The sequence below is a fragment of the uncultured Phenylobacterium sp. genome, assembly GCF_902826855.1.
Lineage (GTDB): Bacteria > Pseudomonadota > Alphaproteobacteria > Caulobacterales > Caulobacteraceae > Phenylobacterium.
On the sequence record NZ_CADEGK010000142.1, the window covers coordinates 1 to 12,341 of the forward strand.

The following is a 12,341-nucleotide window of genomic DNA, read 5'->3' on the forward strand; positions in this document are numbered from 1 at the left end:
GCCAAGCAGCCGCGGCTGGAGCAACTGCAGCGCGCGCAGCTCACCAATGGCTACTGGCTGGGCGAACTCTCCGGCGCCCAGGCTGACCCGCGCCGCCTCGACGTGATCCGCCAGATCGTGCCCGGCACCGAGCGGGTCACCGCCGCTGATATCAAACGCGCGGCCCAGCAGTGGCTGAAACCCGAGACCGCCTACCGCGTCGTGGTCACCCCGGTGAGCAAGCCGGCGGACTAGGGCCGGTCTGCCTGCACGATCGGTTCACTCTCCTCCCCCGTGCGGGGGAGGACGTGGGCCGCCCGCACCGCTTGGCCTCCAGCTGTCTGGCCCTCCGCCCACTCAGCGTGCAAGGTGTCGCCAAGGGGAGGACAACAATGACCACCACTACGCCTGAGGCCACCGCCGCGCCCAGCGCCCACGAACCCATCGTCAGCGCCCGGACCTGGGGCTTCGTGGTGTTCCTGATGCTGCTCAACGTCTTCAACATCCTCGACCGCCAGCTGCTGCCGACCTTCGCCAACGAGATCAAGGCCGACCTCAAGCTCACCAACGGCCAGTTCGGGCTGCTGTCGGGGATCATGTTCACCCTGCTCTACGGCATCCTGAGCCCGGTCATGGGCATGGTCGCCGACACCGTTCATCGCCCGCGCTTCGCCGCCATGGGCGTGGCCCTCTGGAGCATGCTGACCGCGGCCTCGGGCGCGGCCAAGGGCTTCATCTCGCTGGCGATCCCGCGAGTCTTTATCGGCGTCGGGGAGGCCACGATCACGCCGACGGCCCTGTCGATGATCGCCGACCGGTTCCCCGCGCGCAGTCTGGGCCTGGCGTCGGGCGCCTATTACGCTGGGGTGCCGCTGGGCGCGGGCCTGGCCTATTTCGTCGCCAGCACGCTGGGGGTGGCGGTCGGCTGGCGCTACTGCTTCTTCATCATCGGCGCCGTGGGCATTCTGCTGGCCCTCATCCTGGCGTTCCAGCCCGACCCACGGGCCAGGCCGGCCGCCTCGGGCGGCGCGGGCTCTGCGATCCGCGGCATGCTCGCCCTGATGCCGGAGCTGTTCGCCGCGATGCGTCGCTCGCCGGCCCTGCCCCTGACCATCGCCGGCGGCGTCGGCCTTCACTTCGCGGTGGGCGGCGCCCAGTTCGACACCCTCTGGTGGAAGGAGGAGCTGAAGCTCGACATCGGCCCGCTCTTCCTGAAGATCGCGCTGATGTACGCCACGGTCGGCGTCGCCGGAAACATCCTGGGCGGTCTGGCGGCCGACTGGTGGCTGAAGGTCACCGGACAGGGGCGGCCCATGTTCGTGGCGCTGCTGCTTCTGATCCTGACGCCCTTCGGGTTCCTGTACCGCCTGACCGACCACCCCGGCCTGATCTTCTGGCTGGGCGTGGGTACGGGGATCTTCCAGTTGGCCGCCATGTACGGCGCCGCCTACGCGACCATCTCGGAGCTGGCGCCGCCGCGGATCCGCGCCACGGCGGTGGCCATGTTCATCCTCAGCGTCAACGTGATCGGTCTCGGGATTTCTGTGACCGTCGGCGGATTCATGATCGACGCCTTCGCCGCCGCCGGTCGGCCCAAGCCGATCACCGACATGATGCTGGTGATGCAGGCCGCCTCGGCGGTCGCCATTCCCTGCTTCCTGTTCGCCGCCTTGAGATTCACCAAGGACCGCCAGGCGCTGGCAGCGTACGAGGCGGCGCGGAGCGGGGCATAGCGTAGACGCGCCGCCCCGCTCCGGGGCCTGCAGGGCGCGCGATTCGTTCGAAGGACGGACGACCCAGTCGTGAAGAGGGCGGTCACCCGCCAGTGCGGTCGCGCGTTGATCCTTACGCTCGGCGACGCGAACCCGCACGAGGCGGTACGCCTGCGATCCGCGTGACCTTTGACCCGCATCAAACTCGGCGCCGCGTATCTGGCGCAGGCTCTCCAAGCACAAGGAGTGCGCTGCATGACCTCGATCCGCGCAGAAGCGACACCCCTTCCGGTCGACCGGCTTCGGGTGTGGGACCTTCCCACGCGTCTTTTCCACTGGAGCCTGGTCGGCCTTCTCCTGGTGAGCTGGTTCACAGGCGAAGAGGAAGGCGCAGCGGCGCTGGTGCACCGCCTGAGCGGTGAGGCGATTGCGGGCCTCGTCGTGTTTCGGGTGATCTGGGGATTCGTTGGCGGCGAGCGCGCACGCTTCGCCGACTTCTTGAGGGGACCGGGTGCGGTGGGGCGACATCTGGCGCATCTGCTCCGCGGAAAGGCGGACCCTGCCGTCGGTCACAACCCGCTCGGCGGACTGAGCGTCCTGGTGCTGCTGCTCGCCGTCTGCGCCGTTGTGACGACAGGCCTGTTCAGCGCCGGAGAAGAGGGCCCCGGCGGACCGTTGGCCGGCCTGCTCGGCTGGGAATTGTCCGAGCTCCACGAGCCGGCCTTCCGTGTCCTCGAAGCGCTCGTCGTGCTGCACCTGGTGGGGGTTGCCGTCACCAGCCTCGCGGAGCGGCAGAACCTCGTCGCCGCGATGATCTCGGGTTCCAAGCGGCGGCGTCCGGACACCCACGTCGCGCACGCCCGGCGCGCCTCCGCGGGCGCCCTGCTCGTCGCGGTCGTCCTGGGCGCAGCAGCGTCCGGGGTCCTTATGAGCCTGCCACATCCGAGCGCCGGTGCGCAGGAGGAGGAGGCGGGCCCTTCCAGCATCGGTGAGGCGAAGGACCGCGAAAGCGGGAACGACGGCTGAGCCCGTCCCTAGGCCGCCGAACTCTCATACACCGGCGCGTCGTCGGCTGGCAGAAACGCCCGACCGCGGATGGCGTCGGAGACCTTCTCCGCGATCATCATGGTGGGCGCGTTGGTGTTGCCGCCCACCAGGGTAGGCATCACTGAGGCATCTACCACGCGCAGGCCCTGCAACCCCTGCACCCGGCACTGGTCGTCCACCACGGCCATAGGATCGCCCGCCACGCCCATGCGACAGGTGCCGACCGGATGGTAGACGGTCTCGGCGGCGCGCCGGATCCAGGCGTCCACCTCGGCGTCGGTCTGTACGCCGGGACCGGGGAACAACTCGGCGCTGACGTAGGGCGCGAGCGCGGGCTGCTTCGCCACCTCGCGCATCATCCGCACGCCTTCGCGCAGCGCCCGGCGGTCCTCTTCCGTGGAGAGGTAGTTGGCGAAGATGGCCGGATCGTCCATCGGGTCGGCCGACCTCAGCCCCACCTTCCCTCGGCTCTCGGGCCGCAGCTGGCAGACGTGGAAGGTGAAGCCGTCCTTCTTCACCTCCAGCTTGCCGTGATCCTGCATGACCGCCAGCACGGTGTGGATCTGCAGGTCGGGACGGTCCAGGTCGGGGCGCGAGCGCAGGAATGCCCCGCTCTCCAGGCCCTGGATGCGCCCCAGGCCCTTCTTGAACAGCATGTAGTTGAGTCCGATGAGGAGCGTCTTGAGGAGGCCCTTGCGCTGTGAGTAGAGGGTGATCGGTTGCGGGCACTCCCAGGATAGGCAGACGTCCAGGTGGTCCTGCAGGTTCGCCCCGACCCCCTTGAGCGCGTGGACCACGGGGATGCCGTGCGCCGTAAGGTCGTCCGGGTCGCCGATGCCCGAGAGCTGCAGAATGTGCGGCGACTGCACCGCGCCGGCGCACAGCAGGACCTCGGCGTCGGCGTGCACCACCCGCCGGCTCTTGGCCGCGGTGTCGTAGATCTCGACGCCCGTCGCGCGGCCGCCTTCCACCACGATCCGCGTCGTCCGCACGTCGACCAGCGTGGTCAGGTTCGCTCGCGTCAGGACCGGCTCCAGATACCCCTTCGCGGCGCTCCACCGCTCTCCGTCATGGAGGGTAAGCTGGTATGGCCCCCAGCCTTCCTGCTGGAAGCCGTTGAAGTCCGCCGTGAGCGGGTGGCCCGCCTGGCCGCCGGCCTCGACGACGGCCTCGTAGATCGGGTTCGACCGGCCGGCCTTCGACACTTTCAGCGGCCCATCGGCCCCGTGCCAGGCGTCACCGCCGCCTTCCAATGACTCCGAGCGCTTGAAGTAGGGCAGCACGTCCGCATAGCCCCAGCCGGTCAGGCCCATCTGGCGCCACTGGTCGTAATCGCGCGCGTGGCCGCGGATGTAGACCATGCCGTTGATCGCCGACGATCCGCCCCACCCCTTGCCTCGGGGCCACCACAACTTGCGGCCCTCCAGGTTGGGCTCCGGCTCGGTCCAGAAGCCCCAATTGTACGCGCTCTGCTTGCCAATCAGACCGCCAACCCCGGCCGGCATGCGCACCATCAGCGCGTTGTTCTTCCCGCCGGCCTCCAGCAACAGGACGGTCTTCGTCCCGTCCTCCGTGAGCCGGTTGGCCAGCACGCAGCCGGCCGATCCGGCGCCGATGATGATGTAGTCGTAGCGGTCCACTGCGGCGGGTCCCTGAACGATGCTTGGTGGGGGTCACCGTGGCAAAGGCGGTCAGGTGAAACAAGAAAAATGACGCCAGCGTCATCCTCGTCAGGCAAAGCCGAGCCACAGGATCGCCAACAGGAAGACCACTAGAGCCGCGAGCGAGAACACCAGCAGGAGGGCCGTGCGCCACAACGCCGAGAACCAGCCGAGCCCGTAGGCGCCCTGCAGCTGGTAGTACATGTGCGCCGGCACGATGAGCGGCGCGAGCCCCGCCGCCAGCGCGCCCGGGAAGCCTCCGACTCGCACGAACACCGCCGCGACCATCATCAGAAGCGACATGAAGGTCAGGGAATACAGCACGAAGACGCCGTGATCGTACGCGGTGTGTCCCCGCTTCCACAGGAACAGCAGCGCCACGAACGGAATCGAGATCGGCACCAGCAGGAACGAGAATTTGTAGAAGGTCTGCTGCAGCTTGTAGAGCGCCAGCTCCGGGTTCTCGAGCTTGTGCTGCAACTTCTCATCCAGCTTCCGGTCGCCGGTGTTGAAGGTGAGATCGTTTCTGCGAGCCTCTGCGGCTAGCGCCTCCTTCCAGCCGCCCATCTCGGCCGCCTTCAGCTTGTCGCCGACCCGGGCGGCGGCCTTATCCCGCTCCGCCTCCGCCAGCGCCAGGACCACCGCCGCGGTCTTGCGCCCCGCCGGCGGGGCTTCGTTCAGCTCGCGTCGGGCCTGGGCCACGTCGCTGTTCTTGCGCGCCAGGTCGGCGGTCGCCACGGCCTGGCGGCCCACCGCCGACTCCTTCGGCTCGGGCCCGTAGCTCAGCGCCATGAACATGACGAAGACCGTGAACAGGAACATCGCCAGCGGCGAGACGTAGCGCGTGCGCTTGCCGTGCACCCACTCCCGCGTCAGTCGCCCCGGCCGGAAGATCAGCGCCGGCAGGGTGCGCCACGCGCGGCTGTCGAAGTGCATCACCCCGTGCAGCAACTCCTCGCCCAGATGCAGCAGCGTGCGATGGACATGGGCCGGGTTGCCGCAGTTGTGGCAGAATCGCCCGATCGTAGGTGTCCCACAGTCGGCGCAGGCTGTGGCGTGCTCGCCGGCCTGGCCCGCGGGCTTCTCGAACTGCGAGGCGATCAACCCCCCGGTCGCCGCCCCGCCCACCGAGTCCAGATCCACCATCCGCCGTCCCCGTCACAGACCGCGGAATGTGACGGGATCGGCGCTATGCGGCAAGGCGGCCGGCGCACCTCGCCTCTCCCGTTCATGAGAGAGGCAGGCTCCTACTTCCCCTGCCAGTTCGGCGCCCGCTTCTGCGCGAAGGCCAGCGGACCTTCCTTGAAGTCCTCCGACGTGTAGAGCGCCGCCACGGCCGGATAGCGGTTCTGGCCCTTCAGCGCCGCCTCCAGGCTGGGCTCGTCCAGGCCCTGGTAGACCGCCTGCTTCGACGCGCGGATCGACATCGGCCCGAGCTCGCAGATCGTCTTGGCCAGCTCGTGGGCCGCGCGCATGAGGTCCTGCGGCGCGGTCACCTCGTGCACGAAACCCAGCTCCTTGCCCTCGGCCGCCGACACCCGCCGCGCGGTCAGGATCATGCCCATGGCCCGCTTCGTCCCGATGGCGCGCGGCAGCCGGTGCAGACCCCCGGCCAGCGCCGCCAGGCCCACCCGCGGCTCCGGCAGGGCGAACACCGCCTTCTCCGAGGCCAGGATGATGTCGCAGGCCAGCGCGATCTCGAACCCGCCGCCCATGGCCACCCCGTTCACCGCCGCGATCAGCGGCTTGGTCAGGTCGAATCGCGAGGTCAGGCCCGCGAACCCCGACGGCGGATTGCCCATCTTGCCGCCGCCGGCCTGGTGCTTCAGGTCGTTGCCGGCCGAGAACGCGCGCTCACCCGCGCCCGTGACGATGCCCACCCATTGGTCCGGGTCGGCGGCGAAGGCGTTCACCGCCTCGTCCATCTCGAAGTGCGCCGGTGAATGCATCGCATTCATCACGTCCGGCCGGTTCAGGGTGAAGGTGGTCACCGGCCCGTCGCGTTCCACCTTGATGAATTCGTAGGCCATGGCGTCCTCCCGTTTGGTTGGCCGCACCGTCGGAGGCGGACCCTGCGTCCGTCAACACCCATCAGGCCCGGCTAGGGCGCGATCTGGCTCAACTCCCGCCGATACCGCTTCCAGTTCTCCACATAGTGCGCCGAGCCCGAGGCCATCCGCGCCGCCTGCTCGGGAGAGAGTTCGCGCACCACCTTCCCGGGCGCGCCCATCACCAGGGAGTTGTCCGGGATCTCCTTGCCCTCGGTGATCAGGCAGTTGGCCCCGATCAGGCAGTTTCTCCCGATCTTCGCCCCGTTCAGGACGATCGAGCCGATGCCCACCAGCGTGTTGTCGCCGATCGTGCAGCCGTGGAGCATCACAAGGTGGCCCACGGTGACATTGTCGCCGATGATCAGCGGCGAGCCGGTGTCGGTGTGGCAGACGCTGCCGTCCTGGATATTCGACCCCTCACCCAGCACGATCGGGTCGTTGTCGCCGCGAAGTGTCGCACCCCACCAGACCGACGCATTCTTCTTCAGGATCACCCGACCGATTACCGCCGCCGTCGGCGCGATCCAGTATTCGTCATCATTCGGTAGCTCCGGTGTCACATTTCCCAAGTTGTAGACGGCCACTTCGACACCTCATTGCTTTCGACGATCGGGACTTTAACGGCTCGTAAAGGACGCTACCCTCATTCTAGTCAGGCGATTCGAGGCGGCGAAAGCCCTCTCGGAAGCCGCCGCGGAGGTTTCGCCTCCGTGTCTCGCGCTGGACGGGGTGGATGGCGCTGAGCTTGTTGTTCCTCCGGGCCTCTCCGCCCGGATCCGCAGAGACCCAAGGGCCACCCACGGCCTCGTCTGGGCCCTGCACGCCGCCGCACCGTCTCCATCCAGTTTTGCCAAGGGCGCTCCCACTCGGGACGCCCTTTTTTCTTGCCCCTGTAGGAGGCCTTTGAATGAGCAAGCGGGCTCTGAAGCGACAACTGCGCGAAGGCGCGTTCGACGCCGGTCAGTTCGAGGGGGATGATAAGATCCGCCGCTTGCCCATCGATCGCGGCTGGTCGCCCCTGCAGCATCACAACGACGACCGCGAGCAGGCCTACATCAAGACCATAAAGGCCAAGTCCCCCGGGCAGCAGGCCCTGATGGACGCGATCGACGCCAAGAACCTGGTCCTGGCCCTGGGCCCCGCCGGCACCGGCAAGACCTACCTCGCCATCGCCAAGGCCGTAGAGGCTCTGGAGAGCGGCCGGGTCGGCCGCATCGTGCTGTCCCGACCGGCGGTCGAGGCCGGCGAATCGATCGGCTTCCTGCCCGGCGACGCCGAGGACAAGCTCGCCCCCTACCTGCGGCCGCTCTACGACGCGCTGTCGGACCGGCTCTCCATGAAGCGGGTCCGCGGCCTGATCACCGAGGGCGCCATCGAGATCGCCCCCGTGGGCTTCATGCGCGGGCGCACGCTCAACAACGCCTTCGTGGTCATCGACGAGGCCCAGAACTGCACCTACGGCCAGCTGAAGATGCTGCTCACCCGGCTGGGCTGGCACTCGACCATGGTGGTCACCGGCGACCCGAACCAGTCCGACCTCCTGCCCGAGCTCTCCGGCCTCGCGCCGGCGGCCGCCAAGCTGGAGGCCGTCGGCAACATCTCCGTCATCCGCCTGGAAGACCGCGACATCGTCCGCCATCCCCTCGTCGCGGAGATGCTGGGCGTCCTTTAGTCAGTACCGAGGAGAGCTTAAGCGGGCCCGCCCCCTCGCAAGGGGGCGGGCCTTGCTTTGCGGCGCGGCCAGGATTAGATAGTTCGGCGAACTAACTAACCTCCAGTTGCATGGCCGATCCCTCATGCATGCTCATGCTCCGGTCGAAGACCTGGCGGACGCCCTCAGGCCCGTGCTGCTGCGCGTCTCGCGCCGGCTGCGGCAGGAGGCGCAGAAGGCCGGCCTGTCGGCGCAGGACGCCCTGCTCCTCGGTCACATCGGCAAGCATCCCGGCATCGGCGTCAGCGCGCTGGCCGACCTGGAGCGCACCTCGCGCCCGACCATGAGCGCGCACGTCAAGCGCCTGGAGGCCGCCGGGCTCCTGGCGCGCAGCGACGACGCCGCCGACGGCCGCCGTTCCGGCCTGGCGATCACCGCGGCCGGGGCCGAGACGCTCGAGGCCATCCGCCGCCAGCGCAACGACTGGCTGGCCGCGCGCCTCGCCCGCCTCTCGCCGGCCGACCGCACCAGCCTGGAAGCCGCCACCGGGCCGCTGCTGGCCCTGCTCTCCGAGCCGTGAGTCCCAGCGACGAGGCCCTGGACGCCGCGCCCGAGGACGCCGGGCGGCACACCCGCGGTTGGATCGTGCCGGCGATCATCGGCTCGGCGCTGCTCATGCAGACGCTCAACGCCACCGTCATCTCCAACGCCCTGCCGGCGATGGCGCACACGTTCCACGTCGAGCCGCTGCGGCTCAACATCGCGATCACCGTCTACCTGCTGTCGGCGGCGATCTTCCTGCCGCTCAGTGGTTGGCTGGCCGACCGGTTCGGGGCGCGGCGGATCTTCATGGGGTCCATCGTGCTCTACGCGGCAGGCTCCATCGCCTGCGGCCTCGCCGGCGGCATGTGGCAGCTGATCGCCGCCCGCTTCATCCAGGGCGCGGCTGGGGCCACCCTCATGCCGGTGGGACGTCTCGTTCTGCTGCGCACCACGCCGAAGAGCGAGCTGGTCGGCGCGCTCTCCGTAGTGACCATGCCGGCGCTGCTGGGGCCGGTGTTCGGTCCGGTGCTGGGCGGCGCCATCGTCACCTTCGCGGACTGGCGCTGGATCTTCTTCATGAACCTGCCGATCGCGGTCACAGGCCTGATCCTGGTCCACAGGTTCGTGCCCGAGGTCCGGGAGGCCGACGCCCCGCCGGTGGATGTCCTGGGCATCCTGTTGACCGGCGCCGGCCTCGCCGCACTGATCTTCGGCTTCGAGAACCTCAGCCGCGACGCGCTGCCGCCGCTCGCCGTCGCCGCCCTGTTCGCCGGCGGCGTGGCCGCGCTCGCCCTCTACGGCTGGCACGCCCGGCGCACGCCGCACGCCGCGGTCGACCTCTCGATCTTCAGGCTACCCACCTTCGCGGCCTCCGTGTTGGGCGGGGCCTTCATGCGCGTGGCGATGGGCGCCAACCCGTTCCTGCTGGCGATGCTGCTGCAGGTCGCGTTTGGATTGTCGGCCTTCGTGGCCGGGACCATGACCTGCATCTCGGCGATCGGCGCCCTGCTGATGAAGACCGCCGCACCGCCGATCCTGCGCCGGTTCGGTTTTCGCTCGGTGCTGTTGATAAACGCCGTGATCGTGGCGCTCAGCTTCATGGCCTACGCCCTCTTCACGCCATCCTGGCCGCACTGGGCCGTGGCGCTGGTGCTGGGAGTCGGCGGGTTCTTCCGGTCGCTGCAGTTCACCTCCCTGAACGGCATGGCCTACGCCGACATCGAGCAGGCGCAGATGAGCAAGGCGGCGACCACCTCGTCGATGGCCCAGCAGCTTGTGCAGTCGATCGGCATCGGGCTGTCGGCCACCCTGCTGCACTACCTTATGGTCTGGCGCGGCGAGACCCGCCTCACGGCGGCGGCGGTCTCCCCGGCCTTCGTGATCATCGGCGTGGTGACCCTGTTCTCCACGATCTGGTTCTTGCGCCTGCCCAAGGACGCCGGGGATGAGATGAACGGCCGTCTTCGCGACTAGGCGAAGCGACCCCTAATCCGTATGCTGCGCGCCGTTTTATGCCGCCCGAGTGGATAACGATGAAATTCCTTGCCGCCCTCGCCGCCGCGTTCCTGGCGCTGGGCTCGCCCGCCCTCGCCGCGGAGTCCGCAAAGGCCGAGGCCGAAGCCGAGACCGCACCGCCCGCACGCGTCGTGTTGCCGAAGGACGTGCGGCCGGACCGCTACGATATCCATATCGCCCCCGACGCGGCCAGCCTCAGCTTCACAGGCCGCGAGACCATCGAGCTGACGGTGCTCAAGGCCACCGACCGCATCGTCCTGAACGCCGCCGACCTCGTCATCCGGAAGGCCAGCCTCGACGGCGTCGCCGCCTCCCCCCGGATCGTCCTGGACGAGAGCCAGCAGACCGCCGCCTTCGTGTTCGCCGCGCCGCTGGCGCCCGGGAAATACCGGCTCGCCTTGGAGTACACGGGCCAGATCTACCAGCAGGCCTCGGGCCTGTTCGCGCTCGACTACGAAGACAAGGGCGGGAAGAAGCGCGCCCTCTTCACCCAGTTCGAGAACTCCGATGCGCGGCGCTTCGCGCCGATGTGGGACGAGCCCGGGGTGAAGGCGGTGTTCGCTCTGACGGTCGAGGCTCCGGCCGGCCAGATGGTCGTCTCCAACATGCCGGCGACGAAGACCGAGCGCCTCGGCGCGGTCGAACGTATCCACTTCGCCGACAGTCCGAAGATGAGCTCCTACCTGCTGTTCCTGGGCCTGGGCGACTTCGAGCGCGTTCACAGGCAGGTGGGCAAGACCGACGTGGGCGTGATCGTCCGCAAGGGCGATGCGGCCAAGGGCCAGTTCGCCCTGGACGCGGCCGCGGAGCTGCTCGGCTACTTCAACGACTACTTCGGCGCGCCCTATCCGCTGCCGAAACTCGACCTCGTCGCCGGCCCCGGCAACAGCCAGTTCTTCGGCGCCATGGAGAACTGGGGGGCGATCTTCTACTTCGACTACATCCTCCTGGTGGACCCCAAGCTGTCCACCGAGAAGGACCGCCAGGACGTCTACATCGCGGTCGCCCACGAGGTGGCCCACCAGTGGTTCGGCAACCTGGTCACCATGGACTGGTGGGACCAGCTCTGGCTGAACGAGGGCTTCGCGTCCTGGATGGAGAACAAGGCCACCGACCACTTCCACCCGGAATGGAACGTCTGGCTTCTAACCCAGTCCGGCCAGCAGGCGGCCATGCGCCTGGACAGTCGCGCGGGCGCCCACCCGGTCATCACCCACATCCCCGACGTCTTCGCCGCCGCCAACGCCTTCGACGGCATCACCTACCAGAAGGGCCAGGCGGTGATCCGGATGTTCGAGACCTACGTTGGCGAGAGCGCCTTCCGGGCCGGTGTGCGGAGCTACATCCGGAAGCACGCCTACGGCAACGCGGTCAGCGATGACCTGTGGCGCGAGATCGACGCGGCCTCACCGGACCGGAAGCTCAGCGACATCGCACACGACTTCACCCTGCAGGCCGGGGTGCCCCTGCTCCGCGCCGAGGCGGCGCCAGGCGGCATCGTGCTGACCCAGGAACGCTTCGCCGCGGACGCATCCCAACGCGCGCCGCGCACCTGGCGCACGCCCATCACCGTAAAGGGGCTCGACGGCAAGAGCTGGGACGGCGTGGTCAGCGCCGCCGCACCGCAGACCGTGCCGCTGGCCGCCCCGGTGGTCGTCAACGCGGGCCAGGCCAGCTACCTCCGCACCGCCTATTCGCCGGAGCTGTGGGCCATGCTCGCACCCCGGTTCGCCAGGCTGTCGCCGGCCGACCAACTGGGTCTCCTCTACGACAGCCGCGCCCTCGGCGAGAGCGGCGTCGTGCCGATGAGCGACTTCCTGGCCCTGGCCGCCAACACCCCGGCCGACGCCGATCCCGTCGTGCTGGCCACGCTCTCCGACCAGCTGGCCGCCATCGACACGCTCTACCGGGGGCGGCCGAACCAGGCGACCTTCCGCGCCTTCGCCCGCGGCCGCCTGGGCCCCATCGCCGAACGCCTGGGCTGGAACCCCAAGCCGGACGAATCCGACAACGCCGCCATCACCCGCCGCAGTGTCCTGGCCACCCTGGGCCAGTTGGGCGACGCGGCCGTGGTCGCCGAGGCCCGCCGCCGCTTCGACCGCTGGCTGGTCGAGCCCGACAGCCTGAGCGCAGCGTCGCGGCGCACGGTGCTGGCCATCGTTGCGGCCAACGCCGACGAGAC

Annotated in this window: 11 protein-coding genes; 7 read left to right on the forward strand and 4 right to left on the reverse strand. The window is 69.0% G+C overall.

Going from position 1 to position 12,341, the window contains the following annotated elements:
- From QZV94_RS17435 to QZV94_RS17445, 3 genes are all read left to right on the forward strand, one after another.
- On the forward strand, nucleotides 1-234 hold a 234-nt coding region (locus tag QZV94_RS17435), incomplete at its 5' end, for a hypothetical protein (protein WP_293679481.1).
- A 137-nt stretch (nucleotides 235-371) separates the two neighbouring features.
- The gene (locus QZV94_RS17440; RefSeq protein WP_293679484.1) at nucleotides 372-1,712 is read left to right on the forward strand and encodes an MFS transporter; all 1,341 of its coding nucleotides are present in this window, start codon (nucleotides 372-374) and stop codon (nucleotides 1,710-1,712) included.
- A gap of 234 nt (nucleotides 1,713-1,946) precedes the next feature.
- Entirely contained in the window at nucleotides 1,947-2,717 is a 771-nt protein-coding gene (locus tag QZV94_RS17445) for a cytochrome b/b6 domain-containing protein (RefSeq protein ID WP_293679487.1), read from the forward strand.
- A gap of 8 nt (nucleotides 2,718-2,725) precedes the next feature.
- On the opposite strand, the gene QZV94_RS17450 is transcribed toward QZV94_RS17445, so the two are convergent.
- The 4 genes from QZV94_RS17450 to QZV94_RS17465 all read right to left on the reverse strand — a co-directional run bounded on the left by QZV94_RS17450 (nucleotide 2,726) and on the right by QZV94_RS17465 (nucleotide 7,034).
- Entirely contained in the window at nucleotides 2,726-4,378 is a 1,653-nt protein-coding gene (locus QZV94_RS17450; RefSeq protein ID WP_293679490.1) for a choline dehydrogenase, read from the reverse strand.
- Between the two features lie 90 nt (nucleotides 4,379-4,468).
- Nucleotides 4,469-5,545 carry a DUF3667 domain-containing protein gene (locus tag QZV94_RS17455; RefSeq protein WP_293679493.1) on the reverse strand — a complete coding sequence of 359 codons (1,077 nt, stop codon included), beginning with the start codon at nucleotides 5,543-5,545 and terminating at the stop codon, nucleotides 4,469-4,471.
- 101 nt (nucleotides 5,546-5,646) lie between these two features.
- A complete protein-coding gene (locus tag QZV94_RS17460; protein ID WP_293679496.1) occupies nucleotides 5,647-6,429 on the reverse strand; it encodes an enoyl-CoA hydratase-related protein in 783 nt (260 codons plus the stop codon).
- 71 nt (nucleotides 6,430-6,500) lie between these two features.
- On the reverse strand, nucleotides 6,501-7,034 hold the full coding sequence (locus QZV94_RS17465; protein WP_293679499.1) for a gamma carbonic anhydrase family protein: 534 nt from the start codon (nucleotides 7,032-7,034) through the stop codon (nucleotides 6,501-6,503).
- Nucleotides 7,035-7,357: 323 nt separating this feature from the next.
- On the opposite strand from QZV94_RS17465, the gene QZV94_RS17470 reads away from it, so the two are divergent.
- From QZV94_RS17470 to QZV94_RS17485, 4 genes are all read left to right on the forward strand, one after another.
- Nucleotides 7,358-8,122 (forward strand): PhoH family protein, encoded by a 765-nt coding sequence (locus QZV94_RS17470; RefSeq protein ID WP_293679502.1) that lies wholly within the window; start codon nucleotides 7,358-7,360, stop codon nucleotides 8,120-8,122.
- A gap of 124 nt (nucleotides 8,123-8,246) precedes the next feature.
- Nucleotides 8,247-8,681: a MarR family transcriptional regulator gene (locus QZV94_RS17475; RefSeq protein ID WP_293679505.1), complete on the forward strand. Its 435-nt coding sequence runs from the start codon at nucleotides 8,247-8,249 to the stop codon at nucleotides 8,679-8,681.
- Nucleotides 8,678-10,117: an MFS transporter gene (locus tag QZV94_RS17480; RefSeq protein WP_293679507.1), complete on the forward strand. Its 1,440-nt coding sequence runs from the start codon at nucleotides 8,678-8,680 to the stop codon at nucleotides 10,115-10,117. The genes QZV94_RS17475 and QZV94_RS17480 overlap by 4 nt, the downstream gene beginning before the upstream one ends.
- Before the next feature lie 59 nt (nucleotides 10,118-10,176).
- The coding region (locus QZV94_RS17485; RefSeq protein ID WP_293679510.1) for a M1 family metallopeptidase at nucleotides 10,177-12,341 on the forward strand (2,165 nt) is incomplete at its 3' end.

Coding starts and splice junctions, on each gene's coding strand:
- QZV94_RS17440 (WP_293679484.1), top strand. CDS start 372: ATGACCACCACTACGCCTGAGGCCACCGCCGCGCCCAGCGCCCACGAA.
- QZV94_RS17445 (WP_293679487.1), top strand. CDS start 1,947: ATGACCTCGATCCGCGCAGAAGCGACACCCCTTCCGGTCGACCGGCTT.
- QZV94_RS17455 (WP_293679493.1), bottom strand. CDS start 5,545: ATGGTGGATCTGGACTCGGTGGGCGGGGCGGCGACCGGGGGGTTGATC.
- QZV94_RS17460 (WP_293679496.1), bottom strand. CDS start 6,429: ATGGCCTACGAATTCATCAAGGTGGAACGCGACGGGCCGGTGACCACC.
- QZV94_RS17470 (WP_293679502.1), top strand. CDS start 7,358: ATGAGCAAGCGGGCTCTGAAGCGACAACTGCGCGAAGGCGCGTTCGAC.
- QZV94_RS17475 (WP_293679505.1), top strand. CDS start 8,247: ATGCATGCTCATGCTCCGGTCGAAGACCTGGCGGACGCCCTCAGGCCC.